The following is a 26989-nucleotide window of genomic DNA, read 5'->3' as shown; positions in this document are numbered from 1 at the left end:
TACTGCCATGCTGCTTCTCATGGTGCTCTATGCTGCCGTGGCCGGCATTACCGTCTTCTCGATCACCACACAGATGAACGATCTCTGGAAGATTGAGCAGATGATCCGAACCGTTAACCAGATTACCATTTCTGAGCGCAGCTTTACCCACACACTTTCCCGCAAGGATGCAAACCAGGTATACCAGCTGCTTGAATCTGCCCGCTTACAATTGCAAGAGATCCCGGGGCGATTGGAGTCAGGCAGCAATGGTGCTGGAATCAGCACGCAGATAGAACGTTTTAAGGGGAACTTTCAAAAGTTTGTGGTTGAGAAGGACCAGACCGCAGCACTTGAAAGCAGGGTCATCGCCCTTGGCAGAAAACTGGAGACATCAACAGCCCGGGCCCGGGCCATCACCAGGCTTACATTTGATAGCGATGAATTCTACAGCAGCATCAACCAGCTGTTTGATCTTCAGAGGCATGGCCAGGAACAGCATGCAGGCTGGGCACTTTCTACTTCCAAGAAGCTGCGTCCTCTTATTGACAAGCTTGTTGCATCCGGCAATCAGATAAAAAGTACGCATGCAGACAGTCTGACGCAGCGGCATTTTTTTCTGATTATCCGTGATGCCAAAGAGTACGTCTCCGCTTTTGAACGTTTTCTGTTCTACCAGCAGCAGACAGCAAAAACCGAACAGGAACTTACTGCCGCTTCGGAGCAGATCAACCGGATCTGCGAAACCTTTGAAAGTAAAGTCAGACAGGGCATCCGCCAACGAATATTCGCTGCTTCTGTTTTCATGCTGGCACTTTTCATTACTTTCATTGTTGCGGGACGGTTCTTATCATCGTTTCTCTCGCGCCAGATTACCCGGCCGGTCGGCGAACTGGTGACGGCCACCCGGCAGATCTCCGATGGAGACCGAACGGTACGGGCATCTGTCGGTGTTGATGATGAGATTGGAGAGCTGGCACGCTGTTTTAATGCCATGACCGAAAATCTCCAGCGGACTGAACAAGAGCTGCTTATGTACAATCAGAACCTGGAACAGCGGGTTCAGGAGCGGACCGAAGAACTGCAGGAATCCAATCAAATGCTGCGGGAGGCTCAAGAGCAGGCAGAAGCGGCCAATATGGCGAAGAGCCGGTTTTTGGCAAATATGAGCCATGAAATTCGCACCCCGATGAACGGCATCATCGGTATGGCGCAGCTGCTTGCAACAACCGATCTGAACAACGAACAGCAGGGGTATGTCGCATCCATCAAACAATCCGGCAGGAATCTGGTCCAGTTGATCAATGACATTCTGGACCTTTCGAAAATTGAGGCACACAAGATTGAACTTGACACCCATGACTTTAATCTTGAAGCGGAAATTGCCAGCACCAGCAACCTGCTCACTCTCCACGCCCGGGAAAAGGATTTAACCTGTACTACGGTTATAGACCCTGAAGTTCCGCTGCTGTTAAAGGGTGATGCCTGGCGGCTGCGCCAGATCATCACGAACCTGCTTGGCAACGCCATTAAATTTACTCAAAAAGGTGCCGTTTCGCTGCATGTCAGTCTGGAGGAGCAGAATCAGCACCAAGCCACCCTGCGTTTTACCGTACAGGACAGCGGTATCGGCATTGCCGCTGACAAGCTGGAGCAAATCTTTGCCCCCTTTACCCAGGCAGATACCTCAACCACCCGTTCGTTTGGCGGCACAGGCCTGGGGCTGACTATTTCGCGGCAGCTGGTTGAGTTGATGGGCGGAACGATCGGTGTTGAAAGCAGTGAAGGTACGGGTTCAACCTTCTGGTTTACCGTCCCTCTGGCAAAACAGCCTGAAGGAACGGTTTCCGGGGGCAGTTACCCCGCAGCGGGTAGCCTGCCGCAACAGGTGGTGCCCCTGTTGCCGGCTGCCGATACCATCCGTCTGTTGCTGGCTGAAGACGAGCCCACCAATCAGATCTTTATACGATCAATACTGCAGAAATTTGGTTACCAGCTGGACTTGGCGCAAAATGGGCGTGAAGCGCTGGATTTACTGAAAAAGAACGACTACACGCTTGTACTGATGGATTGTATGATGCCGGTGCTGGACGGCTATACCGCAACGGCTGCAATCCGGGACCCCGCCTCGGCAGTCAGGAATCATGCCATACCGGTAATTGCCCTGACTGCCAACGCCATGCGGGAAGACAGAGACAAATGTCTTGCTGCCGGTATGGATGATTATCTGGCTAAACCGCTTGAGGTACCGGAACTGCTGGCCTTACTGCAGAAGTGGACAGCTCCGGCAGCTGATGAGTAACAACGTTGCTCCCGGTTCTGCCGGCTCAACAATGTGCCCTGCCATGCCAACGACGTTGCTCAGCTGAATGTACCTAGAGGGATTCTGCCGAAGCGGGGAAAGCCCGCCGGATATTGAATGACAAGGAACCGTACGATCTCTACCAAGGCCCGTTGCACCTGCAGCGGGCCTTTTCCGTATCGTATACCTACCGATCGGTAAGTTGCCAATTGACAGCTGCAACGGAATCCTCTATATACCGATCGGTAAACACCCTTTTCCGAAAGGCCGCCATGTCAACGCAACCTGTTTCCGATACATCCGGCAATGTACGTCAGCGCCTGCTGGATGCCGCCCTGCAGCTGTTTTCCAGTAAAGGCTATGCCGCCACCTCGGTGCGTGAGCTGGTGGAGGCGGCCGGTGTTACCAAGCCGGTGCTCTACTACTACTTTAAAAACAAGGAAGGGCTCTATCTGGCCCTGTTGGGGGATGGACTGGCTGAGTTTCATCAGGTGGCAGAGCAGGCCCGTCTGGCGCCCGGTTCAGTACGGGAGCGGATCTGCGGCTACTGCACGGCGCTGCTGGATATCTTTGTTGGACGGCTGCCGGTGGCGCGACTGATTTACGCCATCTACTACGGTCCGCCCCAAGGCGCGCCGCACATCGATTTTGAGGCCTCCTTCAGCACCATGCTGGCCCATATGGAGCAGCTGGTCAACGAAGGGATCAGCACCGGCGAGTTTCGTAAGGTTGACCCGGTTGATACGGCCTGGGCCATTGTGGCGCTGCTCAATACCGCCATGGAAGAACAGTTCAACCAGACCAAGCCGGTGCGGGTTGATCGCGCCGGTTTGCTGCGGCTTTTGTCACTTTTGTTTGAAGGGATCAGGAAATGAAACGATATACCGCAATACTGATGACAGTAGCGCTGGCCCTGCTGGCAGGCTGCAGCAAAAAACAGGCGGCAACGGTCAAACCGCCGCTGGCGGTGGAGCTGGCAACCGTGGCAGCTGCTGAACTGATTGAAGGGGTTGAGGTGACCGGCACTCTGGAGCCGAAGTTCAGCGCCGACGTCAAGACCCAGATCCCCGGCCTGGTCAAAGAGGTCTATGTAACCCAGTGGGTGCGGGTCCACAAGGGCCAGCCGTTGGCGCGGATCGATGTGGCGGAAACCGAGGCGCTGACCAAACGGGCCGAGGCTGCCGTGGTGGCGGCCAAGGCCCAGCTGGCCCAGTCGCAGGTTTCCCTTGCCCGGGCTGAGCGGGAAGAGGCGCGCTCAGTCAAGCTGAAGGAGGCCGGTCTGGCCACCCAGCAGGCCGTGGATGACAGCCGCACCGAGACCGCTGCAGCCAGGGCAAGGCTTGATTCGTCAAAGGCCCAGATCCGGGTGGCAGAGGAAGAGCTGCGTCAGAGCCGGGCCCGCCTTGGCAAGGGCCTGGTCACGGCGCCGCTGGATGGCGTGGTTGCCCTGCGGGATGTCAATGTGGGTGATCTGGCCAGCGACGCTGCAGCAGGCAAGCCGATCTTCCGGGTGGTGGACAACCGGGTCCTGAACCTGACCGTGACCGTGCCGTCGGTTGACTCGGCCAGGATCAAGGTGGGCCAGCCGCTTGAGTTTAGCGTGGATGCCCTGCCCGGCAAGCTGTTGAGCGGCAGGGTCATGTTCATCAACCCGGAGCTGAACACGGCAGACCGTTCATTGAAGGTGGTGGCCGAGGTGCGGAACCAGCCGGAGCTGCTGAAAGGCGGCCTGTTTGCCAAAGGCCGGATCATAACCGGCAAGCGGGCCGGTGTGCTGCAGGTACCCCGGGCAGTGCTGGGGCAGTATGACAGTGCTGCCCGGACCGCCAGCCTGTTTGTGGCAGAAGGGCAGATAGCCCGCCAGCGCCAGCTGAAGACCGGTGCGGCCAATGGCGACCTGATCGAGGTCAGGGAAGGGCTGAAGCCGGGCGAAAAATATGTCAGCCGGGGCGCGTTTACCCTGCGGGATGGCGACCGGATAGCGGTACAGGGCGCAGGAGCTACCAAGTGATCCTCTCAGACCTGTCCATCAAACGGCCGATCTTTGCCACGGTGATGATGCTGGCCCTGGTTGCCCTGGGGTTCTTCTCCTACAAGCGGCTTTCAGTGGAGATGTACCCCAATGTTGAGATGCCGGTGATCTCGATTGTCACCAAGTATCCCGGCGCCTCGCCGGAAACCGTGGAGCGCGAGGTTTCCAAACGGGTGGAGGAGGCGGTCAACCAGATCGCCGGGATCAAGCATGTCACCTCCTATTCCCGCGAGTCGGTCTCCACGGTGGTGGCTGAATTCCGGCTGGAAGAGCGGACCAACGAGGTGGCCCAGGAGGCCAGGGCCAAGATCAGCTCGATCCGCGGCCAGCTGCCCAAAGAGGTGGAAGAGCCGATCATCCAGAAGCTGGATTTCAATGCCATGCCGTCGGCAGCAGTGGCAATCCAGTCCAGCAGCCTCTCCCAGCGCGACCTGACCACCCTGGTGGACAAGAAGATCCGCAAACGGTTTGAAAGTGTCACCGGTGTGGGCAAGGTGGAACTGGTAGGGGGCGCCAAGCGCGAGGTGAATGTCGAGGTGGACCCGGTCCGGCTGGACTCCTTAGGGCTGGGGGTCAATGACCTGGTGAACGGCCTGAAGGGGGAGAACATCAACACCCCGCTGGGCAAGATCACCAAGTCAACGGCCGAATACCCGCTGCGGATCGAGGGCAAGCCTGAACAGGCTGACAGCTACAGCAGCATGGTGATTGCCGCCCGCAACAACCGGCCGATCAGCCTGGGGGAGGTGGCCAGGGTCACCGACGGGGTGGAGGAGCGCCGCAAGCTGGCCCTGGTCAACGGCCAGCCTGCCATTGGTCTGGATATCTACAAGCAGTCCGGCGCCAACCAGGTCCAGGTGGTGGATAACATCAAGAAGGTGATGCAAAAGGTTAAAGCTGAAATGCCGCCAGGGGTGACCATCTCGCTGGTACGGGACGGCTCGATCATGACCCGCCAGTCACTGGCCGATGTGGAGGAGACCCTGCTGGTGGGCGGTATCCTGACCGTACTGATCGTGTTCATGTTCATCAACTCCTGGCGTTCCACCGTAATCACCGGTGTGACCCTGCCGATCTCGGTCATCTCCTCCTTTATCGTGATGAACGCCATGGGGATGACCCTCAACGTGATGACCCTGATGGCGCTGTCACTGGCCATTGGCCTGCTGATCGACGACGCCATCGTGGTGCGGGAGAACATCGTGCGCCACCTGGAACTGGGCAAGGACCATATGGAGGCCTCCCGCTTCGGCACGGCCGAGATCGGCCTGGCGGTCTTTGCCACCACCATGTCGATCCTGGCGGTGTTTGTGCCGGTGGCCTACATGCGGGGGATCGTGGGGCGCTTCTTCTTCCCGTTCGGCATCACGGTCTCATTTGCGGTGCTGGTCTCGCTGTTTGTCTCCTTTACCCTGGACCCAATGCTCTCCTCCCGCTGGCATGACCCCTCGATCCACAACCGGGGCAACCGCAAAGGGCTGGCCCGCTGGCTGGAACAGTTCAACGACTGGTTTGACCGCAGCGCCGACAAATACCGCGGCATAATCGCCTGGGCCCTGCAGCACCGGCGCAAGGTGGTGATCTCAGCCGGAATCGCCTTTGTGCTGGGCCTGGTGGTGATGGCAACCCTGGAATCATCCTTCATGTCCAAAGAGGACACCAGCGAATTCCAGATCTCCTTCCAGGCGGCACCGGATGCCAGCATCAAGGAGAGCGAAGGCCGCCTGCAGCAGATGCTGGCCCTGATCAAGGATATCAAAGAGATCAGCCACACCTACGCCACCATCGGCGCCGGCGACAACGGCACGGTGCGGGACGGCCTGCTGTACGTCAAACTCAAGGAGAAATCGGAACGTACCCGGGGCATGTTTGAGATTCAACAGGTCATTCGGGAGCGGTTCCGCAGCATTGCCGGGATCAACTTCTCGCTTGAAGAGGTGGGGGCGATCGGCTCGGCTGCCAAACCGCTCAACGTCAACATCAAGGGGGATGATACGGCCCGGCTCAAGAAGTACGCAGCCCAGCTCAAGCAGGAGATGTACAGCATTCCCGGTGTTGTGGATATCTCCGCCACCCTGGAGTACGACACCCCGGAATACCGGCTGCGGGTGGACCGGGAAAAGGCCCGCTCTGCCGGGGTCTCCTCCAGTGCCATTGTGGACAGCCTTTCACGGCTGATCGGCGGGGAGGCGGTCTCCTCCTATGAAGATGAGGACGGTGATGCGGTTGACCTGCGGGTACGCCTGCCCAGGCAGCTGCGGGAGCATCCGGCCCAGGTGCGGGAACTGAAGATCTCGGTCAGCGATCCCGACGGCAGCACCCGGCTGGTGCCGCTGGCCAGTATCACCAGCGAGGCCGTGGCCTCCTCCCCCACCGAGATCAACCGCCGTGACCTTTCCCGCCTGGTAACGGTCTCGGCCAACCTGGACAACCTGCCGATCGGCACCGCGGTCAAACAGGTGGAAGAGGTAGCCAAGCGGATCAAGATGGAGCCGGGCTACAGCATCGGCTTTTCCGGCGAGGCCGAGGATATGGCCGAATCGTTCGGCTACATGGGTGAGTCGCTGATCCTGGCGGTGCTGTTCGTCTACCTGATCCTGGCCGCCCAGTTCGAGTCGTTCTTTGAACCGCTGGCGATCATGTTCTCCCTGCCGCTCTCCATCGTGGGGATGGCCGGCATGCTGCGGATCACGGGCGACACCATCAACATCATGTCCCTGATCGGCCTGATCATGCTGATGGGGCTGGTCACCAAGAACGCGATCCTGCTGGTGGACTATGCCAAGGTGCTGCGAAAACGGGACGGGCTGGAGCGCACCGCAGCGGTGATCGAGGCGGGCCGCACCCGGTTGCGGCCGATCGTCATGACCACCCTGGCCATGATCTTCGGCATGCTGCCGCTCTTCTTCGGTATCGGTGCCGGTGGCGAAGGCCGGGCGCCGATGGCCCGCGCCGTGGTGGGGGGGCTGATCACCTCATCCGTGCTGACCCTGATCGTGGTGCCGGTGATGTACACCTATCTGGATGATTTCAGCCTCTGGTTGAAACGGAAGTGGAAAGGCGAACAGCACTGATGCAAAAAGCAACCCCCCTCAATCCCCCCTTGTCAGGGGGGAAGCATATTGGATGTGCTGTTAGCCCCCTCCCTGACAAGGGAGGGCGGGGGGTGGGTTTCCTGCAGTACAAGACAACGCTTACTAGCCTTGCACGGAGTAACCGTAAGAACCCGACAGTGGCTGAACAGAAAATGTGGCAGGAACTTCTACGCAACAAGCAGTTTTTTAACTACAAATTCACCCGCCAAAAACCGATCGGGGGCTATATCGTCGATTTCTACTGCTCTGACTTGCAACTCGTAATTGAAATTGATGGTGACAGCCATGCAGAGGCTGTCGAATATGATGCTGAGCGGACCAGAATATTGGAAGCTTATGGCCTTACGGTTGTTCGCTATACCAACCACGAAATCATGCACAACCTTGAAGGTGTCTATGATGATCTAAGACGCAGGATTAAACATGCCTGACACCTGCCCCACCATACTGCTGGACTCCTGCAGCGCAGACCGTTTCAGCGCCTCCTGGCGCTTTTCCGGCCATGTTGGCACCCTCGCTGCCATGACTGCGGATCAGGTACTGTCGGTACTGCTGCAGGCCGAGACCGCCACCCGGCAGGGTTTTTATGCGGTGGGGTTTGTGGCCTATGAGGCGGCCCAGGCGTTCAATCCGCACCTGCCGGCGCTGCCTCCCAGGTCAGGTCTGCCGTTGGCCTGGTTCAGCCTGTTCAGGGAGCGCCATTGCGTAACAGCGGGGGATGGCCTGCCGGACCGTGCAACTGCCACACCGGGGCTCCAGCCTGCCTGCAGTCCGGCCGACTACGGGATTGCGATCAGCCGGATTCACACGGCGATTGAGCAGGGTGAAAGCTACCAGATCAACCACACCTTTCCACTGCAGGGGCAGTGGCAGGGTGATCCGCGACAGCTGTATCGCAGCCTGTTGCTGGCCCAGCGTCCCGCCTTCGGTGCCTATCTGGAGACCGGCAGCCACACCATCATCTCTGCCTCGCCTGAGCTGTTTTTTGCCGTACAGGGAGAGACCATCACCACCAGGCCGATGAAAGGGACCGCCCCCCGTGGACGCTTTCCTGCCGAGGACCGGGCACTGCGGGAGCAGCTGCAGCAGGATATGAAGGAGCGGGCCGAGAACCTGATGATCGTGGACCTGCTGCGCAACGACCTGGGGCAGCTGGCCCGGACCGGCACGGTGCAGACCGAGAGGTTGTTTGAGGTAGAGACCTATCCCACCGTGCATCAGATGACCTCCACCATCACGGCCAAGCTGAAGCCTGATACCAGCGTGCCAGCCCTGTTCAAGGCCCTGTTCCCCTGCGGGTCGGTCACCGGTGCTCCCAAGCGTCGCAGCATGGAGCTGATCAGCGGGCTTGAACAACAGCCCCGCGGCATCTACTGCGGCGCCATCGGCTATCTGGCACCGGGGGGCGAGGCAGCCTTTTCCGTGGCGATCCGCACCCTGCTGCTGGAGCAGCAGACCGGCCGGATCAGCATGGGGGTGGGCAGCGCCATTACCTGGGATGCCCGGGCCACCAGCGAGTACGCCGAATGCCTGAACAAGGCCGCCTTTCTCAAGCCGCGACCGCAGCCCAGGCTGCTGGAATCGCTGCTGCTGGAGCAGGGCAGCTATCCCCGCCTGGAGCAGCACCTTGAACGGCTTTGCTGGTCTGCATCCCGGCTGGGCTATTGCGGTAACCGGGAACAGATCAGACAGGCGTTGCTGGCCCATGCCGCCGGCACAACCGGTCAGCATAAAACCCGTTTGTTGCTGGCTCCGGATGGCAGTCTGCAGATCGAATCAGCACCGTTGCAGCAGCTCCAACAGCCGCTCAAGGTTGCCCTGGCCACCACCCTGGTGGACCCGGCTGAGCTGTTGCTGTACCTCAAGACTGAACAGCGCGAACATTACGACCAGGCCCGCCAGGAACAGCCTGAGGCGGACGAGGTACTGCTCTGCAACAGACGGGGGGAGCTGACCGAAGGCAGTTTCACCAACCTGGTGCTGAAGCTGGATAACCGCCTGGTAACACCGCCGCTGGCCAGTGGGCTGCTGCCCGGCGTGATGCGCCAGCAACTGCTGGAGCAGGGCACCATCGAAGAACGGCTCCTGTACCCGCAGGATCTGCAGCGGGCCGAGGAAATCTGGCTGATCAACAGCGTGCGGGGCTGGCTGCGGGCCGAGCTGATTAAAGGAGTAGAGACGTGAACGGTAGATTAACAGTACTGAATAGTTCAAACCAACCCCCCTCAATCCCCCCTTGTCAGGGGGGACGTATCTTGTGGGTAACGGGAGCCCCCTCCCTGACAAGGGAGGGCGGGGGGTGGGTTGTCTGCCTTAAGAACTCTGCAATATTCGCGATCATCCTGATCGTCATCTCTGCCACATCAGCCCTGGCAGCCCCCCGGCTCTTGACCCTGGAGGACTGCCTGAGCATCGCCTTGGAGCAGAACCTGGATATCCGGAAGGCCAGGGAATATGCCAACTATGTCCAGGGCAAATATGTCGAAGAGCGGGCTGCTGCCCTGCCGCAGCTGGGTCTGCAGGCCGGGTTCGGCTACAGCAAGGATGACAGCACCAAGGCACTTTACGGAGCAGCCCAGATGCAGGCCAACCGCAGCGTGGACCTCTCTCTGTCCCAGCCGCTCTACACCTGGGGCAAAATCGGCGCGGCCCTCAAAGCGGCCGAGGTGGGGCTCAAGACCGCCGACCAGCAGTTGCGGCTGTTCCGTCAGGCCGCCTTCAGGGATGTCTCGATCGCCTTTTATGACGTGCTGCTGGCCAAGGAGCTGCACCGCCTGGCCCAGGAGACTCTGGCCCAGAAGGAACGGCACCACACCGAAGCCAGGCGCAAGTTTGAGACCGGGGTAGCCACCGACTATGATCTGCTGGCAGCCGAGGTGGAGCTGCAGAATGCCCGGCCCGAGCTGATCCGCACCGCAAACAGCATCCGTACCAGCCGGGAACGGCTGCGCTTTCTGCTGGGGGCAGACCAGCCGGAACTGGATGTGGTGGGCAGGATCGAGGCCAGGCCGGAACAGGTCGCGGGCTTTGACGAATCGCTCACGATCGCCCTGGATAAACGGCCTGAACTGGCCAATCAGAAACTGCAGATCGGCATCAACCAGGAACTGGTCACCATTGCCAATGCCGATGACAAGCCGCGCCTGGATCTGAAAGGCACGGCCGGCTGGCACCAGCTTGAGGTTTCTGATCCGGGGCCGCGCAGACAATCGGACGGCCCGGCCTGGAATGCCGGTATCTACCTGACCTTTCCGTTCTTTGACGGCCTGCGCAGCCGGGGCCGCACCCAGCAGGCCCGCAGTGACCTGCGCACCAGCCAGTTGCAGGAGCAGAAACTGCGGGACAGCATTGCCCTGGAGCTGCGCACGGCCCGCTACAGCCTGGCTGAGGCCGCCGAGACGATCACCGCCCTGTCCGGCACGGTCAAACAGGCGGAACGGCTGTTGCAGATGGCAGAAAAGGGATTTGAGTACGGGGTCAAGACCCGGCTTGAGGTGGATGATGCCCAGACCAACCTGCTACGGGCCCAGAGCAACCTGGCCCGGGCCAACCGGGATTACCTGACGGCCCGGGTCAACCTGCAGTGGGCCATGGGGATTGCGGGGGAGTAGCAAACCTGCGCAGCACCCGGTGCTCCGCCCCCCGGGCTGACAAGCTGCTCTGAAACAGCAGAAATGCATCGACCGCCACCTCCGGCAGTTCGGGCTGCTGCTTCAGCAGCAACGCGGCTACCTGCTGCGGATTGACCTGCTTGCAACGGGCCAGGGTGATGTGGGGGGTAAAGGGACGCTGTTCCAGCATGATGCCGCAGGCCATTGCCGCAGCCTGCACCTGGCGGGCCAGTTGCTGCAGCGCCGGGTTGGACTGCAGGCCGATCCACACCACCCGCGGATGACGCTGATCAGGGAAACAGCCCAGCTGCTCAAATCGCAGGGTAAACGGTTCAAAACTGACACCTTCAAGCGCCTTACCAAGCAGCCCAAGCTGCTGCTCTGCCAGCTCCCCCAGAAACGCCAGCGTCAGATGCAGTTGCTCCGGCCGCACCCAGCGGACCCCGGGCAGTTCCTCGTGCAGGAGCGACAGCTGCTGTTGCACGACCTCAGGCAGCTCTATGGCCACAAACAGCCGCATCAGTCGCCGGAGGCCTTCAGGTTGTAGACCGGCTGCAGGATCTGCTTGATCTCAACCGTTTCCTGCAGATGCTTCTCGATGGCAGAGAGCGGCTTGTAGGCAAACTTGCTCTCATCAAAGGTGTCGCGGCTGATGGAGGTGGAGAAGACATGCTGCATGGAGTCGGCATACTGGCGCATGCTGAACTGTCCCTCCTGAAGCCTGCGAAACATCTCCTTGCGGCCATGCAGGCGGCCGGCGCCGTGGGGTGCCGAGCGGTTGTAGGCCGGGTTCCCCTTGCCGGTCCCCAGGATGGTGCCGTCAGCCATGTTGAGCGGGATGATCACCGCCTCACCGGCCCGGGCCGAGATGGCCCCCTTGCGCACCAGCCCATCCTGCTCCGAGATGTAGTTGTGCACCGACTCCACCACCTGCCCCTCATCCAGTTCCTGATCAAAGAAGCCCAGCATGATCGCCAGCATCATCCGCCGGTTCAGCCGGGCATAGGCCTGGGCAGCCTGCATGCAGTGGATGTAGTCGGCGCCCCCTTCCTGCTGCGGCAGATACTCCAGGCCGCGCGGCACCTGAATATGGCGTTGCTCAGTGAAGCGCCGCGCCCTGGCCTGAAACTGCTCCGCCACCCGCTTGCCCAGGTTGCGGGAACCGGAATGGACAATCAGGTACAGCCTTCCGCTGGACTGCTCCCGGCCAATCTCGATGAAATGGTTGCCGCCCCCCAGGGTACCCAGTTGCAGCAGCGGCGGGATGAACTTGTTGATCTTGCCGGCCCGGTAGAAATCCGCTTCAATCCGCTTGCAAAGCGCAGCAGCCTGGGTCACCAGTGCTTTGGGCACGCTGCCTTCGCCCAGAAAGCGGTCGTTCTTGCGGGAGGTCATCCCCAGCGGGATCTGCTGACGGATGTAGCGATCCAGTGCGGCAAAATCGATCCGTCCCGGTCTGGCCAACGGAACCGCTGCCACGCCGCAACCGATATCCACCCCAACAATATTGGGGATCACCCCGCAGCCGAACCTGCCGGTAAAGCCGATCACACAACCGGCCCCGGCATGGGCATCCGGCATGATGGCGATCCTGCCTTCAAAGGCAGGATGCTCCTGAATCAGCCTGATCTGATCCCGGGCGTTCTGATCCAGCAGCTCGGCGTAAATGGCGATTTCCGGCATAATAAGACCCTACCAATGGAGATACGGCATCACTGACATGTCGTTGAAGTATAGCACATCAGTCTGCCCGTCCTGCCAGTTGAAATACATGCCTGCCCGTGCCCGGCATGGTCAAACAGGCGGAACGGCTGTTGCAGGTGACAGAAAAGGGCTTTGAGTGCGGGACCAAGACCCGGCTTGAGGTGGATGATGCCCACGACCAACCTGCAGTGGTCCATGGGGGGTGCAGGGGAGTAGCCATAACACCCTGGCTCCAGCTGTCTGACAGCTTTACCTGTCTGCAGTCCTGTTGCGCTTATGCTTCTTCAGTGGCAAGGGCTGACCTGCTGGCAACTCTGCTGGCAGGCCACAAGCGCGTTGCCAATGCACCCAGTGCCGCAAGTGTTGCCAGTGCCGTTACCGCCATCCATCCCCATGCAGCCTGCATCAGGCTGCCCAGTGCCGAACCAGCGGCCATGCCTATAAACAGACCTACGAACATGATCGCATTGAGGCGGCTCCGTGCACCGGGATCGATGCTGTAAATAATGGTCTGATGGGCAATCAGGGTGCCCTGCACGCCCAGATCAAAACCGATTGCACTGGCCCCAATCAGCCATAGTTGAGCATGGGGAGACAAAAACGGCAGAAAAAACATGGCAGCGAATGACAGGGCAACGAGTGCTGCACACAGTTTGGTCACCTGTTCAGGCCCTTGCCGATCGGCAACACGCCCGGCAACGGGGGCTGCCAAGGCGCCAGCCGCTCCAGCCAGGCCAAAGGCGCCAGCAGCCTGACTGCCGAGATGAAATGGCGCAGCATGCAGCATTATGGCCAGCGTTGACCAGAAGGCGCTGAATCCGACCGCCAGCAGGCCTTGCGCCAAGGTTGCTCGACGCAGCTCGCCATGGCGTTTCCACAACTGCACCAGCGATCGCATCAGTTCAGCGTATGGCACCTGCATGGTCGGCTTGAAGCGCGGCAGGCGGCGCCATGCCACCACACCTGTCAGCACAATGCTGGCGCTAGCGCCCCAGAAGACCGTGCGCCAGCCAAAGTGCTCTGCCACGTAACCACTGACCACGCGCGACAGTACAATGCCAAGCAACAGCCCGGTCATCACGGTGCCAACAACCCTGCCCCGTTGGGAGTCGGAGGCCAGGTGGGCTGCTGAAGGTACGATGTCCTGTGCCATGGTGGCGGAAAGACCGATCACCAGGCTGGCTGCCAACAGGCATAGGATCGAAGGCGCTACTGCTGCAGCCAGCAGTGCAAGGACCAGTACTGCTGCCTTGACGAGGATAATCCGCCGCCGGTCGTAGCGGTCTCCAAGCGGTGCGAGCAGCAGAATCCCCATGGCATACCCCAGTTGCGTCAAGGTTGGCACCAAACCCACTGCATGATCAGAGGCGCCGATAGCACCCCCCAGTATCCCCAGCATCGGTTGGCTGTAATACAGGGTGGCCACTGCCAGGCCGCCTCCCGCGGCTAAAAACACTACCAGTGCCGCTGTCAGCTGGTTTTCGGATGGTTGCGGGCAGCTTGGCTCTGTGCTGTTTTCAAGAGAGATGCTCATGTACAGGGTCCCCTGCAGTGCGTTAGTGCAGCTGCACTGCCAGCGTGAGGTTTTCAGCTGGCACTGTTTGTGTACTGCTTTGTTGGTTCAGATCTTAGGGCACTTTTACCTATTTATTAAATACATAATTATTGTTTCAGTTATACGTATTTGCTATTAATTACCTATGGAACTACGACATCTTCGCTATTTTGTGAACGTGGCCCAGGAACTCAGCTTTTCAAGGGCTGCTGAAAAACTGCTGGTGGCCCAGCCTGCGCTGAGTACGCAAATTATCGACCTGGAACAGGAGATCGGTACACCGCTCTTGTTGCGCAATACACGTTCGGTCCAGCTGACTGCCGCTGGCAAGGTGTTTCTGATCGAGGCTCAGGCGATTCTGGCTGCAGCGGATGCTGCAAAGGACAGGGCGTTGCGTACGTCGCGCGGCCAAGAGGGGCAATTGTCCATTGGGTTCTTTTCAGCGCCAACAATGCTTTTTCTGCCGGATCTGATACGTCGTTACCGGGCAATCTATCCAAATGTTGCCATACGTATGCACGAACTGACGCCGGACAGGCAATTGGCCGCATTCAGCCGTGGGGAAATCGATATCGGCTTTACCCGCCCGTTACCTCCCGGGTACCCGGATTTGGCAGGTGAGGTCTTGTTTCAGGAACATTTTCTTGCTGTAATGGCCGAAACGCATCCATTGGGATCTCGCCAGAGCATTCAACTCGACGAACTTGCTCAGGAACCATTTGTGCTGCTTGACCGGGCAGTGGCTGTTGGCCTGCATGATCATATTATTGCAGCCTGTCTAAAGGCAGGTTTTTCACCTCTGGTGAGCACTAGTCCTGATCTGATGTCAGCAGTGCTCACCATGGTGGCAGCGGAGCAAGGTGTCAGTATCGTTCCTGAAGGGGTCCAGAACCTGCGCAGCAATCAATTGGCCTTTGTGCCGCTCCTACCTGCATTGGAACCGATTCCGCTGATTGTCTGCTGGCACGCAAAAACAGATGCGCCAGCTCGTGATGCTTTTCTGCAGCTTATCAGGGAACAGCATGCTCAGGTCAAGAGCGACAGAGCAGGGTAGATGCCGGAAAGTTCAACAGAAAGTAGGGGATACCATGAAAGTTATCCTGTTTTTTGTGCTGCTTGCCCTGGCCGTTGTCTGCCCGGGCAGACAAACGGCTCAGGCCGACACCGGCCTGCCGCCTTTGCAGACCGTGCCGCAGGTTGACCTGAAACGCTACCTTGGGCAGTGGTACGAGATAGCCCGTTATCCCAACTGGTTTCAGAAGGGCTGCCTGGAGAGCAGCGCCAGCTATGCCTTGCGGGATGATGGCGATATTGAGGTGCTGAACCGCTGCAAGGATAGCGAAGATGGCAGGCAGCGTCAGGCAAAGGGGCATGCCTGGGTGGTGGACAGCGCCAGCAACGCTAAGTTGAAGGTCTCCTTCTTCTGGCCGTTCCGGGGGGACTACTGGATTATTGAGCTGGGCAGGGAGTACGAGTACGCCGTGATCGGCACCCCCAACCGCAAATACTTCTGGATTCTCAGCAGAACCCGCAGCATGGACGACACCCTCTATGCCGCCATCCTGCAGCGGGCCAAGCAGCAGGGCTTTGATCCGGGTCTGGTGGTCAGGCAGTAATGCTGCGTAACAGCTAAAACCAACCCCCCTCTATCCCCCCTTGTCAGGGGGGAAGCCTTTATGCTTCCTGCTTTCTCCTCCCCTGACAAGGGGAGGCCGGGAGGGGTTTTGCTGTAATTTTCATGCAGCGAGGTTGCGGCAGTAGCATTCTGAGCTATAGTTTCACCACTATCCAGACATCCCTATCAACATTTCAGGAGGCTCTATGAAATCGTTAATGGTGTTGGCATGTGGTATCATCGCGGCAGTCAGTATGGCTGCTCAGCCGGCTGGTGCAGAACCGGGCAAGGCGCAGGTCATCCAGCTCTGGGAACAGCAGCATAATGTCAAAGGCCGCGTACTTGACCTGAAAAGCCGGGGCGGCCAGCGCCCCACCAATGAGCTGAATGGGAAGAAATATCTGACCCCGGTGGGAACCTGCTGGGACTACGATCTGGTCGAGCTGCAAAAGTGCGGCTGCCGTCTGTTTGAAAAGGCCAGCGTCTGCTGCCGCCGCGGCAGCACCAAAGAGTGCGAAGTGCGGATCGGCACCACCACCAGCATGGTGGATTGTGCCAAGTACGGCAAACCCAAGTACGGACTATCCGGTACGGTTGAGCCGGAAGAGTGCAAGGTGCGCAAACAGGCTGCTGCCTGCTGGTCCCGCAAAGATCTGCTCTTTGGGCCCGGCGTGGCAATCGGCCCCTGCACGGAAAACGCCCCGGTCTTCACCTGTCCCAAAGGCCAGGACACCGTGACCGCATTCCTTGAGCGTCAATGCGGTCCGACACCGGAGGATTGCGGCTGTACCCTGGTGGAAGAGTGCTCCAAGCCCCAGGGGCTTGCCTGTTATACGCAATGGAAGGCAGACAAGCAGGCCATGGACTGTTTCTGGAGTGAACAGTACGATAACAACTACAAGCGCTGGAAGTGCTACGACGACCTGAAAAAATCCCGCCAATAACCAGAGTTTCTGCGTTTTTTTCGCTTGGCTGCAGGTTGGCCCTTTGTGCGCTGGACGTCATGGTACGGCAGCGCACAAAGGCAGCTGGCGGTCAGAGTCTGAATTGTGCCACAACCCCCTTCAAGTCATGGGCAAGCGTGTTGAGCTGCTGCGATGCCCTGGCCGAGTCATGGGCGCCGCTGGCGGTCTCTTGCACCGCCTCGGTTATGCGGGTCATATTGCCGCTTATTTCATGGGTCGTGGCGGTCTGCTGTTCCGCTGCCGTGGCGATCTGATGCAACTGCGCGGTCACATCGCCAATCTGGCGGAGAATGGCCTGCAAGGCCCCGCCCGAACGTTGCGCCTCATCAACCCCCAGCTTGACCTCGCCAACCCCCTGCTGCATCGAGGTGACAGCCTGGGCGGTTTCGGCCTGGATACTGGAAATCATCTCACCAATGGAGCGGGTCGCGCGGGTGGTGCGTTCTGCCAGTGCCCGCACCTCGTCGGCCACGACCGCAAAGCCGCGGCCCTGTTCACCGGCCCGGGCCGCCTCAATGGCGGCGTTAAGCGCCAACAGGTTGGTCTGGTCGGCAATATCCTCAATGGTGCTGATGATCTCACCGATCTGATCGGATCGCCGCCCCAGGGCCTCGACGGTTTGTGAGGTTGCCATAACCCGTTCAGCAATGCTGTGCATGGTTGTAACGGTTTGATCAACGATCGCAGCACCGGCCTTGGCTGAGGCGGTGGTCTCCTGGGCCTCACCCACCGCCAGGACGCAGTTGTTGGCGATTTCGCCGGATGTGGCTGCCATCTCCTCAACCGCCGTCGCAATGCCGGTTGACTGGGACGATATGTCGCCGGTCCCGTGGGCGATCTGCTGGGCAGTTCCCTGGACCTGTGCGCTGGCTGCGGCCAGCTGTGTCGTAATCTCGGCCACCTTTACCACGATGGTGTGCAGCTTATCCATGAGGGCATTGAAGGAGAACGACATCTCGCCAATCTCGTCCTGCTTGCAGTAGGTCAGGCGTTTGGTCAGGTCGCCGTCCCCCTCTGCCATGTCCTTCAGCATGTCGTGCATCCGGTTGAGCGGTTCAAACAGGCGGTTAATCACCAGCCATGAAATAACAGCGGCACAGAGCAGCACGACCAGCGCCATGACCGCCACAACTATCTGGAGGTGATGGTAGGCGGCGTAAAACTCGGAGGTTTTGACCCCCACGTAGACGATGCCGATCACCGCGCCGTTGCGATCCTTGATCGGGTCATAGGCGGTGAAATAGGAGGTGCCGAGGATGTCCGCCTCACCGCGGTAGCTTTCCCCTTTTTGCAGTACCGCTGCATAGGCCGGACCTGACAATCTGGTGCCTATGGCCCTGCTGCCGTCCGGTTTGACGATATTGGTGGAGATGCGCTCGTCACCCATGAAGATGGTGGCGGTGCCGCCGCACAGCTCCTTTAATTTGTCCGGCAATTCTTCATTGTTGTTGAGCGCATACGAGCCGGCCAGCAGCTTGTTGTCAACCACGCTAAACTCGTTGCCCCTGGCCCGCAGCAGCTCCCAGAAGGTCTTGATTCTGCTTTCCTGCGAAACCTGAGCCTGGCGGTACATCTCCTGCTTGAATTTGTACAGCCCGGCAACAGTGGACAGGATCAGTGCCACGGTTACGATCAGGCAGTTGACGGCGATAAACTTCGTCTTGACTCTCATTTCTCTCCCCGGAATACCGGGCCGCGCTGCAGCCCGGCCAAATGTATACATACACAAAAAAAGGAGGGCCTAAGCCCTCCCTTTGTGGGATGTTCTATTATCTGTGCTAGGCCCGATGCGCCACCACCTGATGTCCGGCAGCGGTCAACTCGGCAACCATCAGTTCTGCCAGCTGCGGCAACCGTACCGCCAGCTCCGGTGACAGCTCAATCCCCGCCTCGTAGCTCTTGGGCACCACCCCGAACAGGGTGACCTGGTCCGGGCAGCGGCCCCGGATCTCGGACAAGAGCAGCATCTCCTGAATCCCCAGTTGATGGGGTGACATCTTGATCGGGATGGTACGGCCGATAAAGGCATCTTTTTCAAAGCGGTAGAGCTCGCCGGGCTCGCCGGGGGTGGTGACCACATCCACCATGTAGACCCGGCCGGCCTCCTCCAGTTTATGGGAGGCCATGAAGCCCAGGGTACCACCGTCGTACAGCTCCACATCGTCGTCAAAGCTGTAGTTGTCGGCCAGATACTTGACCAGATGCACCCCGAATCCTTCGTCGGACAGCAGCAGATTACCTGCACCAAAAATCAGAACTTTCATACACCACTCCTGTGTTCACCTTAAAGCGTTCAATTTTTTGCAAGGTCAAGGAAGGCAAGCGGCGGCGCGGCGGCGTACAACAAAGTACGTCGCACAAGACGCCGCGCAGCCTGACACCGAGATTGCGAAAAAGTGGACGCTTGCTATACCACTTTTACCTTCGTGATCTCTTTGCCTTCCGGATCAATCGTATGCACCGCGCAGGCGATACAGGGGTCAAAGGAGTGCACGGTGCGCAGTACCTCCAGAGGCTGATCCGGTTTGGCCACCGGGTTGCCCAGCAGCGAGGCCTCGTAGGGACCGGCATTGCCTTCGGCATCCCGTGGCGAAGCGTTCCAGGTGGAGGGGACCACGGCCTGGTAGTTCTTGATCTTCTTGTTCTTGATCACCATCCAGTGGGACAGCACGCCGCGGGGTGCCTCGTGGAAGCCGACTCCGCGATGCTCGCCGGAGGGGATCTCGGTGTGGTTGGCATAGGTCTTGTCACCCTTGCCGACGTTGTCCACCAGTTTGTCCAGATACTCCAGGGAGAGGTCAGACAGCAGGTGGGCACGGATGCCACGGGCTGCCAGGCGGCCCATGGTGGAGTGCAGGTCAGCCACGCCGACCCCGGCTGCCTTGCAGGTGCTGTCCACCAGCTTGCGTACCCGCTGGTTGCCGGCGGCGTAGCCTGCCAGCAGCTGGGCCACCGGCCCGACCTGGATCGGCTTGCCATCAATCCGGGGCGCCTTGCACCAGGAATACTTGCCGTTTTCCTGGAAGTCGGTGTAATCCGGCTTGGTCTCACCTTCCCAGGGGTGCAGGGAGGACTTGCCTTCATACCAGGCGCAGGCCACCGACTCCTTGATGCTGCCGATCAGCTGCTGGTCCTGATGGGTACTGATGATGCGGGCCTTGGCCACATCGCCGCCCATGATCAGGCCGCCCGGCAGGGCAAAGCTGGTGTTCTTGGTATCTTCGGCAAACTCAGGCACCGCCAGGTAGTTGACCACCCCTTTGCCATGCTTGAACCAGTCCTTATAGGCCTTGCCGATCACCAGCAGGTCGGGATAGTAGACCTTTTTGACAAACTCGCGGGTCTCGGTCATCAGCGCCTTCAGGTAGGCGATCCGCTCCATGTTGATGGTGGCCAGGTTGTCCATGTTCAGGGCGGTGGCCACACCCCCCACGCAGAGGTTCTGGATATGGGGGTTCTTGCCCCCCAGAATGGCCACGGCCTGGGCAGCCTTCTGCTGGTAATCCAGCGCCTTCAGGTAGTGGGCCGTGGCGATCAGGTTGATCTCCGGCGGCAGGATCATGGCCGGATGGCCCCAGTAGCCGGAGGCGAAGATCCCCAGCTTGCCGGAATCCACAAAGGCCTTCAGCCGTTTCTGGACATCGCTGAACTCCTTCTCGCTGTTGCCGGGCCAGTCCGAGACCGACTGGGCAATCGAGGCGGCCTTCTTGGGGTCGGCCTTGAGGGCCGAGACGATATCCACCCAGTCCAGGGCCGAGAGGTGATAGAAGTGGACGATGTGGTCCTGCACGGAATGCTGGGCCATGATGATGTTACGGATGTACTGGGCGTTCAGCGGCACCTCAACCTTGAGGGCATGCTCCACGGAGCGGATCGAGGAGATGGCGTGCACCGTGGTGCAGACCCCGCAGAAGCGCTGGGCATAGATCCAGGCATCCTGGGGGGGACGATCCTTGAGAATGGTCTCAATACCGCGCCACATCTGGGCGGATGACCAGGCCTTGCTGACCTGTCCGCCGGTTACTTCAACATCGATCCGCAGGTGTCCTTCAATGCGGGTAATCGGGTCAATCGTGATTCGTGCCATGTATTTTCTCCTGTGCAGCAAATATTTTTATTAACCCACCCCGACCCTCCCTTGTCAGGGAGGGGGCAAAAAGATGGGATGTCAAGACCTCCCCCCTGAGAAGGGGGGACTGAGGGGGGTTATGCCTTTTCTACTACTTCATGGCCATGCAGTCGCGGCAGGACCGGGAACAGCTTGACCAGCACCTGATAGCCCAGGATCTCGAACGCCACGATCCCGACGGTGATCAGCAACTCCGCCAGGGACGGGAAGTAACGCCAGCCCTGGCCCGGATTGAAACCGATCAGGTAGACGTTGAAGCGGTACAGGGCACCGCCCAGCACGATCAGGACTGCGGTAATGAACAGCCAGCGCGGCGATTGACGCCGTTTCTTCGAGAACAGCAGCAGTGAGCCGCTGGCCACCAGCCCGAACTCCAGCAGGAAGAAGGCGGAATAGAAGTCAAACCGCAGGGCATTACCCACCTGACCACGCCAGATCAGATCTCCCACCACCACACAGAGCCAGATCGTGGTCAGATAGGGGGTGATCGAGGCCAGGCCGGAGAGTTGTTCGATCTCAAAGGGGCGCTTGAAGCCGAATGAGGAGATAACCGACTCCAGAATGGCGATGGAGTAGCCGATGAACATGCAGTTGATCAGGAACAGCAGCGGCAGAAAGCCGGTGTGCCAGAGCGGATGCAGCTTGGTGGAGGCGATCAGCAGCAGTGACCCCAGCGATGACTGGTGCATGGTGGGCAGGGTGATCCCCAGCACGATCACGAAGATCAGCACCTTGTCCAGTTTGGGTTGCAGCCAGACAGCCCGCTGACGCAGCTTCTCCAGCTTCTCCAGCACCACCGGTGTATCCAGTCCGAAACGGCCATGGTACTTCTCCAGAAAGGCCCGTGCCCGGCTCCAGTTGGTCTCCTGCAGCCGGGTCAGCACCGCCGGCAGGAACTCGATCGCCAGCACGGTGGTGTAGGCCATGACGCAGAGCGCCACCTCGAACATGGCCGAGTTGGCCTGCCACTGCGACGGCACGAAGAAGTTGTAGGCGTTCCAGGGACGGCCCACATCCACCATGACCGAGAAACCGGCCAGGCCGTAGCCGAACAGCGAGGTCAGCACGGCCGAACGGATCAGCGGGTGGTAGTGCATCTTGTTGCGGATATAGATCAGGATCGCCACGGCATAGCCGCCGCAGGCAATGGCGGTGCCGGTGGCCACGTCATAGGTAATCCAGATGCCCCAGGGGTAGCCGTCGCTCAGGTTGGAGACGGCACCGATACCCCAGATAAAGCGGACACCGATCAGGGCAAAACCGATCACGGTCAGGGTCAGCAAGACCCAGAAGGAGGGCGTCAGAATCTTCGCCTTGTGAATCTGGTACTCATCGTGGCTCATTGATCCCCTCCATCGCTGTTTTTCTTCTGCTCATCCGTATGAGCGCTGCCCTTCTTCATATTTCTGACTGCAATGAAACAGAGCGTGCTGTAGAGGGCCACCGGTGCGATAAACCCTTTGTAGATGGTGTGCTGAATCTTTTCAGAGAACTCGGCCGGTGCCTCGCTCTTCAGCTCCGGCAGGCCCAGCTTCTTGAACTGCAGTGCGGCCAGGTAGAGGTGGTTGGTACCGCCCAGCTCATGCTCACCGTAGATATGGTTGACATACTGCTTGGGATGCTCGGCCAGCCGCTTTTTGGCCTCGGCCAGCAGATCCTTGCGCTTGCCGAACATGATTGCGCCGGTGGGGCAGACCTCGGCGCAGGCCGAGATCCCCTTCTGCTTCAGATTGGTGTTCTTGCAGAGGTCGCACTTCACAATCTGGGGGATCGCCTTTTCCCACTGGAACTTGGGGATGTTGAAGGCGCAGGCGATCTGGCAGTAGCGGCAGCCGATACAGGTGTTCTTGTTGTAATCCACAATGCCGGTGATCTTGTCCTTGGTCATGGCCGAAACCGGGCAGACCGAGACGCAGGACGGTTTCTGGCAGTGCATGCAGGAGTACTTCACATAGGACCACTCCTTGGGCGTATCCTTGACCAGCTTGATCAGGGTACGGGTGGAACCGGTCAGATCCTGGGGGGCATCCCAGAGCTTGTCCGGGTCAAACTTGGCCTGTTCATAGGCAAGTGAGCCGTAATCGCCGTTGACCCGCTTGCAGGCCGACATGCAGGCCTTGCAACCGACACATTTGGTGGCATCGTACAGCATGCCCAGCTCTTCATCATTGGCACCGGCAACCGGGTGGCCGGCCAGCGCCATGGCAGGCGCAGTCACCAGCCCCGCACCGGCCAGACCGGCCAGCTTCAGGAACTCGCGTCTACTACTCTTTGTGCTCATGGTCGCCTCCCTGCTCATGTTCAGCAGCAGGTTGCTCAGCATCCGGCAGCTTGCGGGCCAGCATGGCCCCGGCCCCCAGGGCGGCACCGGCTGCCAGGCCCAGCACACCGGTGGTAACCGGGCTGGCCCCTTTGCCCTTATCCTTCAGATCCACCGGCGCATAGCTGTCAAACGGCGTCGGTTCATGGATCTGGACCTTGTCGGCAATGGCGGTGCGGAACAGGATATCCGGCTCGGTACAGCCGATACAGGGGTGGCCCACCGAGACCGGCCAGACCCCGGCATCGTTAAAGCGCTGCACAGAACAGTTGGCATAGGTGGCCGGCCCCTTGCAGCCCAGCTTGTAGAGGCAGTAGCCCTGGGCATGGGTCTCATGGCCATAGGCCTTGGCAAAACGGCCCGCGTCAAAGTGGGGACGGCGCTCGCAATGCTCGTGAATCCGGCGGCCATAGGCAAACTTGGGACGGCCCATTTCATCCAGTTCCGGCAGTTTCTTAAAGGTCAGGAAATACAGTACGGTGGAAAGCAGGTTATAGGGGGAAGGCGGACAGCCGGGGATGTTGATGATCGGTTTGTCCTTGATGATATCCCGTACACCAACAGCGCCGGTGGGGTTGGGTGGGGCCGCCTGGATACCGCCGTAGCTGGCGCAGGTACCGACCGAGATGATGGCGGCTGCCCCCTCGGCGGCCTTGCGCAGGGACTCCAGGGCGGTCTTGCCACCCACCTTGCAGTAGATGCCATTCTCCTTGGTGGGGATCGCCCCTTCCACGATCAGGATATACTTGCCATGATTGGCCTTCATGGAATCGTGCAGCGACTTCTCAGCCTGGTGGCCGGAACCGGCCATCAGGGTCTCATGGTAGTCCAGCGAGATCATCTCTAACAACAGGGTGGCCGGAGCCGGGTGATTGGCCCGCAGCAGCGACTCGGAACAGCCGGTACACTCCTGAAAATGCAACCAGATCACCGGCGGTCGATCCGGTGCCTGGGCGGCTTCCGCCACCTTGGCCGCCATGCTGAAAGGCAGTCCCATGACTGCCGTTGTTGCCACACAGGTCTTGATAAAATCCCGGCGACTGATCCCACTGCCGAAAAAATGCCCTAACTGACTCATTCGTACCTCCGCAGATATTTGCAGGTTTGTCCTGTATACAAATCGTATCGAGCTGCGAAGAGAGCAGGAGCCGTGCCAATCTTGAAAAGAACGTAAATCAAGGTAGTTATCGTTTTGGCACTGGTCGTTTACGGCACAGGCGGACATTTTTTCTGTGTACAATTGTCCCGAGTTGTATCATTTTGTCTGAAGGTCGGCTTTTGATGGGAAAGCTTGATAGGCGGGACAAGGCAACCTGCCCGGATAACTGCAAATGAACACAAACAACACGAAAGCAAGGCGTTTTGTGGCGCATCCTTCAGATTACATTACGATTATTATGTTCATTTACGCTAAACCCCATAATCAGCGGCAAAACAGGCTTTAATATCCTATTACAACTGGACAGCACCTGGATTTTACGATAAATAATCGTATACAAATTCAACAACAGGAACGGCCATGCGAAACCGGCTTCCCTACATAGCAAAGACTGCTGAAATTTAAACCCGCCCCTCAGGCGGGTTTTTCGTTTTTTACAGGTGTAAAGAAATTTTACACTTTTGTGTTCACTCACCTAATATCAGCAGCTTACTCGACACAAAAACAGACTGACCGTCTGCTCACGCAGCGGCGTGGAGTAATCCAGCAAATGAGCTGGATGCTCTATGGGGGGGGAAATGCATGAGCATATACATGGAAATTGATGATGTGGTCGAAACACTTCGCCAAGCCAAAGGTAGAGAGAAGTGTTCAACCTTACTGATAGGAGCAGGCTGTTCGGCTACGGCGGGCATTCCGACTGCGACCCAGTTTGTTGAGATTATCAAAACAAAGTACCCCCGCTCCTATGAACGCGCCAAGCTAAAAGACTATCCCAACTGCATGGCACAACTGTCACTGGCAGAAAGGCGGGATTTGATCGCTGCTCATATCGATAAATCAAAGATTAACTGGGCGCATATCGGCATTGCGCAACTGATCAAGCATGGCTACGTGGACCGGGTGCTAACCACCAATTTTGACCAGCTTGTGGTCAAGTCCTGCGCCATGATCAACATATTTCCTGCAGTCTATGATTTTGCCTCGTCGCAACTGTTCAAACCGGCCGACGTGCCGGATCAGGCCATCTTTTACCTGCATGGTCAACGCACAGGCTTCAAGCTTATGAATACCGGGGATGAGTGTAGTGAGCTTTCGGGCCACTTTGCGCCTGTGTTTGAAGATGCAGGCAAAAAAAGGGTTTGGATCGTGGCAGGATACAGCGGTGAGTGCGACCCGGTGTTTGAGCATCTGGCAAAGGTAGAGCGCTTTGACAACCGCCTTTTCTGGATTGGCTACCGGGATGAAGAACCGTCGCACCATGTCAGGGAAAAACTGCTGTTGCCCGAAAAGGATGCTCATTTTGTAAAGGGATTTGACGCTGACAGTTTTTTCATTACCCTGGCGCAGCGTCTGGAATGTTTCCCCCCCAACTTCATCGGCTCACCATTTACACACCTTGATGAGCTGTTGGATATGTTGATTGAGTTTCCGGTGGAAAATGGCGCGGGAGTCGATATTGTTGCCAATGCCAGAGACAACATCCGTGGTGCAATTGTTAGATTTGAAACTCCAGCGCCAGCAGACTCGACCAAGGCAGAGCAGGAAGGAATAGTTGCTGAAAATGTTGCCCAGGAAGCAGCGGCTCTGTTTTCTGCAGGGAAATATGCCGAACTGATCAAATTGGCGGGTGACCTGACCCCGCCATACCGGGGGATACCGCTTGAGCAGCTCTACTGGGCGTACACACTGGAGGGGAACGAATTCTATGCTAAAGCTCAACGAGAACCCGTGCACCGTTTTGAGGAATATGCACAAGCAATCCAGTTGTATTCAGCAGCTGCATCACTAAAGCCCAATGGTCACGAAGCCTTCAACAACTGGGGCAATGCCCTTTCAAATCAGGCACGAACCAAGAGCAGAGACCAAGCAGGCCGACTGTTTACCGACGCCTGCGCCAAATATGCTGAAGCAGTGCGGATCAAACCGGACAAACCCGAAGCCTTCAACAACTGGGGCAATGCCCTTTTTGAGCAGGCAAAAACCAAGCATGGCAAAGAAGCAGACCGGCTGTTTGAAGACTCCTGTTCCAAATATGCCGAAGCAGTACGGATCAAACCGGACATGCATGAAGCCTTCAACAACTGGGGCAATGCCCTTTTACATCAGGCAAAAACCAAGAGCGGAGACGAGGCTGACCGGCTGTTTGAGTCTGCCCATAAGCAGCTTAAGCAGGCTGAACAGACCAAGCCCGGCCAGGCTGCCTATAACCTAGCCTGTTTGTTTGCCCTGCAAGGTAATGTTGAGGAAGCCCTGCAATGGCTTGCCAGATCCAAGGATGCTGGCAAATTGCCGAGTAGAGACCATATTGACCAGGATACGGATCTTGATTCGATCCGGATGCTCGAAGAATTTCAGCAGATAATCGAATGATTAGTGCGTGTAGTGCTACCAGGCAAGAAAGTGCTGCAGGGGCAGTAGAGGCAGCCGCTGACAATGCTGTGCCGAGCACGCATCACCGGGTTATAGTGCCAAACCTTTACTCGCAATCGCCACCCAAAAAGTATCATCATGATACAAAAC

At 58.6% G+C, this 26989-nt stretch carries 20 protein-coding genes; 11 read left to right on the top strand and 9 right to left on the bottom strand.

Annotated features, from left to right (window positions below; genetic code table 11):
* Positions 1–7: 7 nt before the first annotated feature.
* The 7 genes from FY034_RS00900 to FY034_RS00870 all read left to right on the top strand — a co-directional run bounded on the left by FY034_RS00900 (position 8) and on the right by FY034_RS00870 (position 11019).
* The gene (locus tag FY034_RS00900) at positions 8–2281 is read left to right on the top strand and encodes an ATP-binding protein (RefSeq protein ID WP_265553097.1); all 2274 of its coding nucleotides are present in this window, start codon (positions 8–10) and stop codon (positions 2279–2281) included.
* Positions 2282–2553: 272 nt separating this feature from the next.
* The gene (locus FY034_RS00895; RefSeq protein WP_265553096.1) at positions 2554–3156 is read left to right on the top strand and encodes a TetR/AcrR family transcriptional regulator; all 603 of its coding nucleotides are present in this window, start codon (positions 2554–2556) and stop codon (positions 3154–3156) included.
* Positions 3153–4292 carry an efflux RND transporter periplasmic adaptor subunit gene (locus tag FY034_RS00890; RefSeq protein WP_265553095.1) on the top strand — a complete coding sequence of 380 codons (1140 nt, stop codon included), beginning with the start codon at positions 3153–3155 and terminating at the stop codon, positions 4290–4292. Before FY034_RS00895 ends, FY034_RS00890 begins: the two co-directional genes overlap by 4 nt.
* Positions 4289–7387 (top strand): efflux RND transporter permease subunit, encoded by a 3099-nt coding sequence (locus FY034_RS00885; protein WP_265553093.1) that lies wholly within the window; start codon positions 4289–4291, stop codon positions 7385–7387. Before FY034_RS00890 ends, FY034_RS00885 begins: the two co-directional genes overlap by 4 nt.
* Positions 7387–7839, top strand: coding sequence for an endonuclease domain-containing protein (locus tag FY034_RS00880; RefSeq protein WP_265553090.1), 453 nt, complete (start codon positions 7387–7389; stop codon positions 7837–7839). The genes FY034_RS00885 and FY034_RS00880 overlap by 1 nt, the downstream gene beginning before the upstream one ends.
* Positions 7832–9592, top strand: a complete 1761-nt coding sequence (gene pabB, locus FY034_RS00875; protein WP_265553088.1) for an aminodeoxychorismate synthase component I — start codon at positions 7832–7834, stop codon at positions 9590–9592. The genes FY034_RS00880 and pabB overlap by 8 nt, the downstream gene beginning before the upstream one ends.
* A gap of 71 nt (positions 9593–9663) precedes the next feature.
* Positions 9664–11019 carry a TolC family protein gene (locus tag FY034_RS00870; protein WP_265553086.1) on the top strand — a complete coding sequence of 452 codons (1356 nt, stop codon included), beginning with the start codon at positions 9664–9666 and terminating at the stop codon, positions 11017–11019.
* On the opposite strand, the gene thpR is transcribed toward FY034_RS00870, so the two are convergent.
* The 3 genes from thpR to FY034_RS00855 form a co-directional block, all read right to left on the bottom strand.
* Positions 10982–11539, bottom strand: coding sequence for an RNA 2',3'-cyclic phosphodiesterase (gene thpR, locus FY034_RS00865; RefSeq protein ID WP_265553084.1), 558 nt, complete (start codon positions 11537–11539; stop codon positions 10982–10984). The two genes, FY034_RS00870 and thpR, sit on opposite strands and share 38 nt — an antisense overlap.
* Positions 11539–12702, bottom strand: a complete 1164-nt coding sequence (locus FY034_RS00860) for an RtcB family protein (RefSeq protein WP_265553083.1) — start codon at positions 12700–12702, stop codon at positions 11539–11541. Before FY034_RS00860 ends, thpR begins: the two co-directional genes overlap by 1 nt.
* A 295-nt stretch (positions 12703–12997) precedes the next feature.
* Positions 12998–14257, bottom strand: a complete 1260-nt coding sequence (locus FY034_RS00855; RefSeq protein WP_265553080.1) for an MFS transporter — start codon at positions 14255–14257, stop codon at positions 12998–13000.
* A 166-nt stretch (positions 14258–14423) separates the two neighbouring features.
* On the opposite strand from FY034_RS00855, the gene FY034_RS00850 reads away from it, so the two are divergent.
* The 3 genes from FY034_RS00850 to FY034_RS00840 all read left to right on the top strand — a co-directional run bounded on the left by FY034_RS00850 (position 14424) and on the right by FY034_RS00840 (position 16837).
* Positions 14424–15332 (top strand): LysR family transcriptional regulator, encoded by a 909-nt coding sequence (locus tag FY034_RS00850; RefSeq protein WP_265553078.1) that lies wholly within the window; start codon positions 14424–14426, stop codon positions 15330–15332.
* 34 nt (positions 15333–15366) lie between these two features.
* The gene (locus FY034_RS00845; RefSeq protein WP_265553076.1) at positions 15367–15894 is read left to right on the top strand and encodes a lipocalin family protein; all 528 of its coding nucleotides are present in this window, start codon (positions 15367–15369) and stop codon (positions 15892–15894) included.
* 205 nt (positions 15895–16099) lie between these two features.
* Positions 16100–16837, top strand: coding sequence for a hypothetical protein (locus FY034_RS00840; RefSeq protein ID WP_265553075.1), 738 nt, complete (start codon positions 16100–16102; stop codon positions 16835–16837).
* 91 nt (positions 16838–16928) lie between these two features.
* On the opposite strand, the gene FY034_RS00835 is transcribed toward FY034_RS00840, so the two are convergent.
* The 6 genes from FY034_RS00835 to FY034_RS00810 form a co-directional block, all read right to left on the bottom strand.
* Positions 16929–18530 carry a methyl-accepting chemotaxis protein gene (locus tag FY034_RS00835; protein WP_265553073.1) on the bottom strand — a complete coding sequence of 534 codons (1602 nt, stop codon included), beginning with the start codon at positions 18528–18530 and terminating at the stop codon, positions 16929–16931.
* 106 nt (positions 18531–18636) lie between these two features.
* Positions 18637–19122, bottom strand: a complete 486-nt coding sequence (locus FY034_RS00830) for a HyaD/HybD family hydrogenase maturation endopeptidase (RefSeq protein ID WP_012468243.1) — start codon at positions 19120–19122, stop codon at positions 18637–18639.
* 143 nt (positions 19123–19265) lie between these two features.
* Positions 19266–20945, bottom strand: coding sequence for a nickel-dependent hydrogenase large subunit (locus tag FY034_RS00825; RefSeq protein ID WP_012468242.1), 1680 nt, complete (start codon positions 20943–20945; stop codon positions 19266–19268).
* A 119-nt stretch (positions 20946–21064) separates the two neighbouring features.
* Positions 21065–22330: a Ni/Fe-hydrogenase cytochrome b subunit gene (hybB, locus tag FY034_RS00820; RefSeq protein ID WP_265553069.1), complete on the bottom strand. Its 1266-nt coding sequence runs from the start codon at positions 22328–22330 to the stop codon at positions 21065–21067.
* Positions 22327–23268, bottom strand: a complete 942-nt coding sequence (gene hybA, locus FY034_RS00815; protein ID WP_265553067.1) for a hydrogenase 2 operon protein HybA — start codon at positions 23266–23268, stop codon at positions 22327–22329. The genes hybB and hybA overlap by 4 nt, the downstream gene beginning before the upstream one ends.
* The gene (locus FY034_RS00810; RefSeq protein WP_265553065.1) at positions 23252–24385 is read right to left on the bottom strand and encodes a hydrogenase small subunit; all 1134 of its coding nucleotides are present in this window, start codon (positions 24383–24385) and stop codon (positions 23252–23254) included. The genes hybA and FY034_RS00810 overlap by 17 nt, the downstream gene beginning before the upstream one ends.
* A gap of 663 nt (positions 24386–25048) precedes the next feature.
* Here FY034_RS00810 and FY034_RS00805 point away from each other — a divergent pair.
* A complete protein-coding gene (locus FY034_RS00805; RefSeq protein ID WP_265553064.1) occupies positions 25049–26839 on the top strand; it encodes a TPR end-of-group domain-containing protein in 1791 nt (596 codons plus the stop codon).
* The last annotated feature ends 150 nt before the right edge of the window (positions 26840–26989 follow it).

The sequence above is a fragment of the Trichlorobacter lovleyi genome, assembly GCF_015239775.1.
Lineage (GTDB): Bacteria > Desulfobacterota > Desulfuromonadia > Geobacterales > Pseudopelobacteraceae > Trichlorobacter > Trichlorobacter lovleyi_B.
Note: the sequence above shows the minus strand (reverse complement) of the source record. Positions and strands in the feature narration are given on the sequence as shown.

Excerpts from the sequence above, each read along its gene's own strand:
- FY034_RS00840 (WP_265553075.1), top strand. The coding sequence starts at position 16,100 with ATGAAATCGTTAATGGTGTTGGCATGTGGTATCATCGCGGCAGTCAGT.
- FY034_RS00880 (WP_265553090.1), top strand. The coding sequence starts at position 7,387 with ATGCAAAAAGCAACCCCCCTCAATCCCCCCTTGTCAGGGGGGAAGCAT.
- thpR (WP_265553084.1), bottom strand. The coding sequence starts at position 11,539 with ATGCGGCTGTTTGTGGCCATAGAGCTGCCTGAGGTCGTGCAACAGCAG.
- pabB (WP_265553088.1), top strand. The coding sequence starts at position 7,832 with ATGCCTGACACCTGCCCCACCATACTGCTGGACTCCTGCAGCGCAGAC.
- hybA (WP_265553067.1), bottom strand. The coding sequence starts at position 23,268 with ATGAGCACAAAGAGTAGTAGACGCGAGTTCCTGAAGCTGGCCGGTCTG.
- FY034_RS00895 (WP_265553096.1), top strand. The coding sequence starts at position 2,554 with ATGTCAACGCAACCTGTTTCCGATACATCCGGCAATGTACGTCAGCGC.
- FY034_RS00810 (WP_265553065.1), bottom strand. The coding sequence starts at position 24,385 with ATGAGTCAGTTAGGGCATTTTTTCGGCAGTGGGATCAGTCGCCGGGAT.
- FY034_RS00850 (WP_265553078.1), top strand. The coding sequence starts at position 14,424 with ATGGAACTACGACATCTTCGCTATTTTGTGAACGTGGCCCAGGAACTC.
- FY034_RS00825 (WP_012468242.1), bottom strand. The coding sequence starts at position 20,945 with ATGGCACGAATCACGATTGACCCGATTACCCGCATTGAAGGACACCTG.
- hybB (WP_265553069.1), bottom strand. The coding sequence starts at position 22,330 with ATGAGCCACGATGAGTACCAGATTCACAAGGCGAAGATTCTGACGCCC.
- FY034_RS00830 (WP_012468243.1), bottom strand. The coding sequence starts at position 19,122 with ATGAAAGTTCTGATTTTTGGTGCAGGTAATCTGCTGCTGTCCGACGAA.
- FY034_RS00860 (WP_265553083.1), bottom strand. The coding sequence starts at position 12,702 with ATGCCGGAAATCGCCATTTACGCCGAGCTGCTGGATCAGAACGCCCGG.
- FY034_RS00855 (WP_265553080.1), bottom strand. The coding sequence starts at position 14,257 with ATGAGCATCTCTCTTGAAAACAGCACAGAGCCAAGCTGCCCGCAACCA.
- FY034_RS00845 (WP_265553076.1), top strand. The coding sequence starts at position 15,367 with ATGAAAGTTATCCTGTTTTTTGTGCTGCTTGCCCTGGCCGTTGTCTGC.
- FY034_RS00890 (WP_265553095.1), top strand. The coding sequence starts at position 3,153 with ATGAAACGATATACCGCAATACTGATGACAGTAGCGCTGGCCCTGCTG.
- FY034_RS00835 (WP_265553073.1), bottom strand. The coding sequence starts at position 18,530 with ATGAGAGTCAAGACGAAGTTTATCGCCGTCAACTGCCTGATCGTAACC.
- FY034_RS00900 (WP_265553097.1), top strand. The coding sequence starts at position 8 with ATGCTGCTTCTCATGGTGCTCTATGCTGCCGTGGCCGGCATTACCGTC.
- FY034_RS00805 (WP_265553064.1), top strand. The coding sequence starts at position 25,049 with ATGAGCATATACATGGAAATTGATGATGTGGTCGAAACACTTCGCCAA.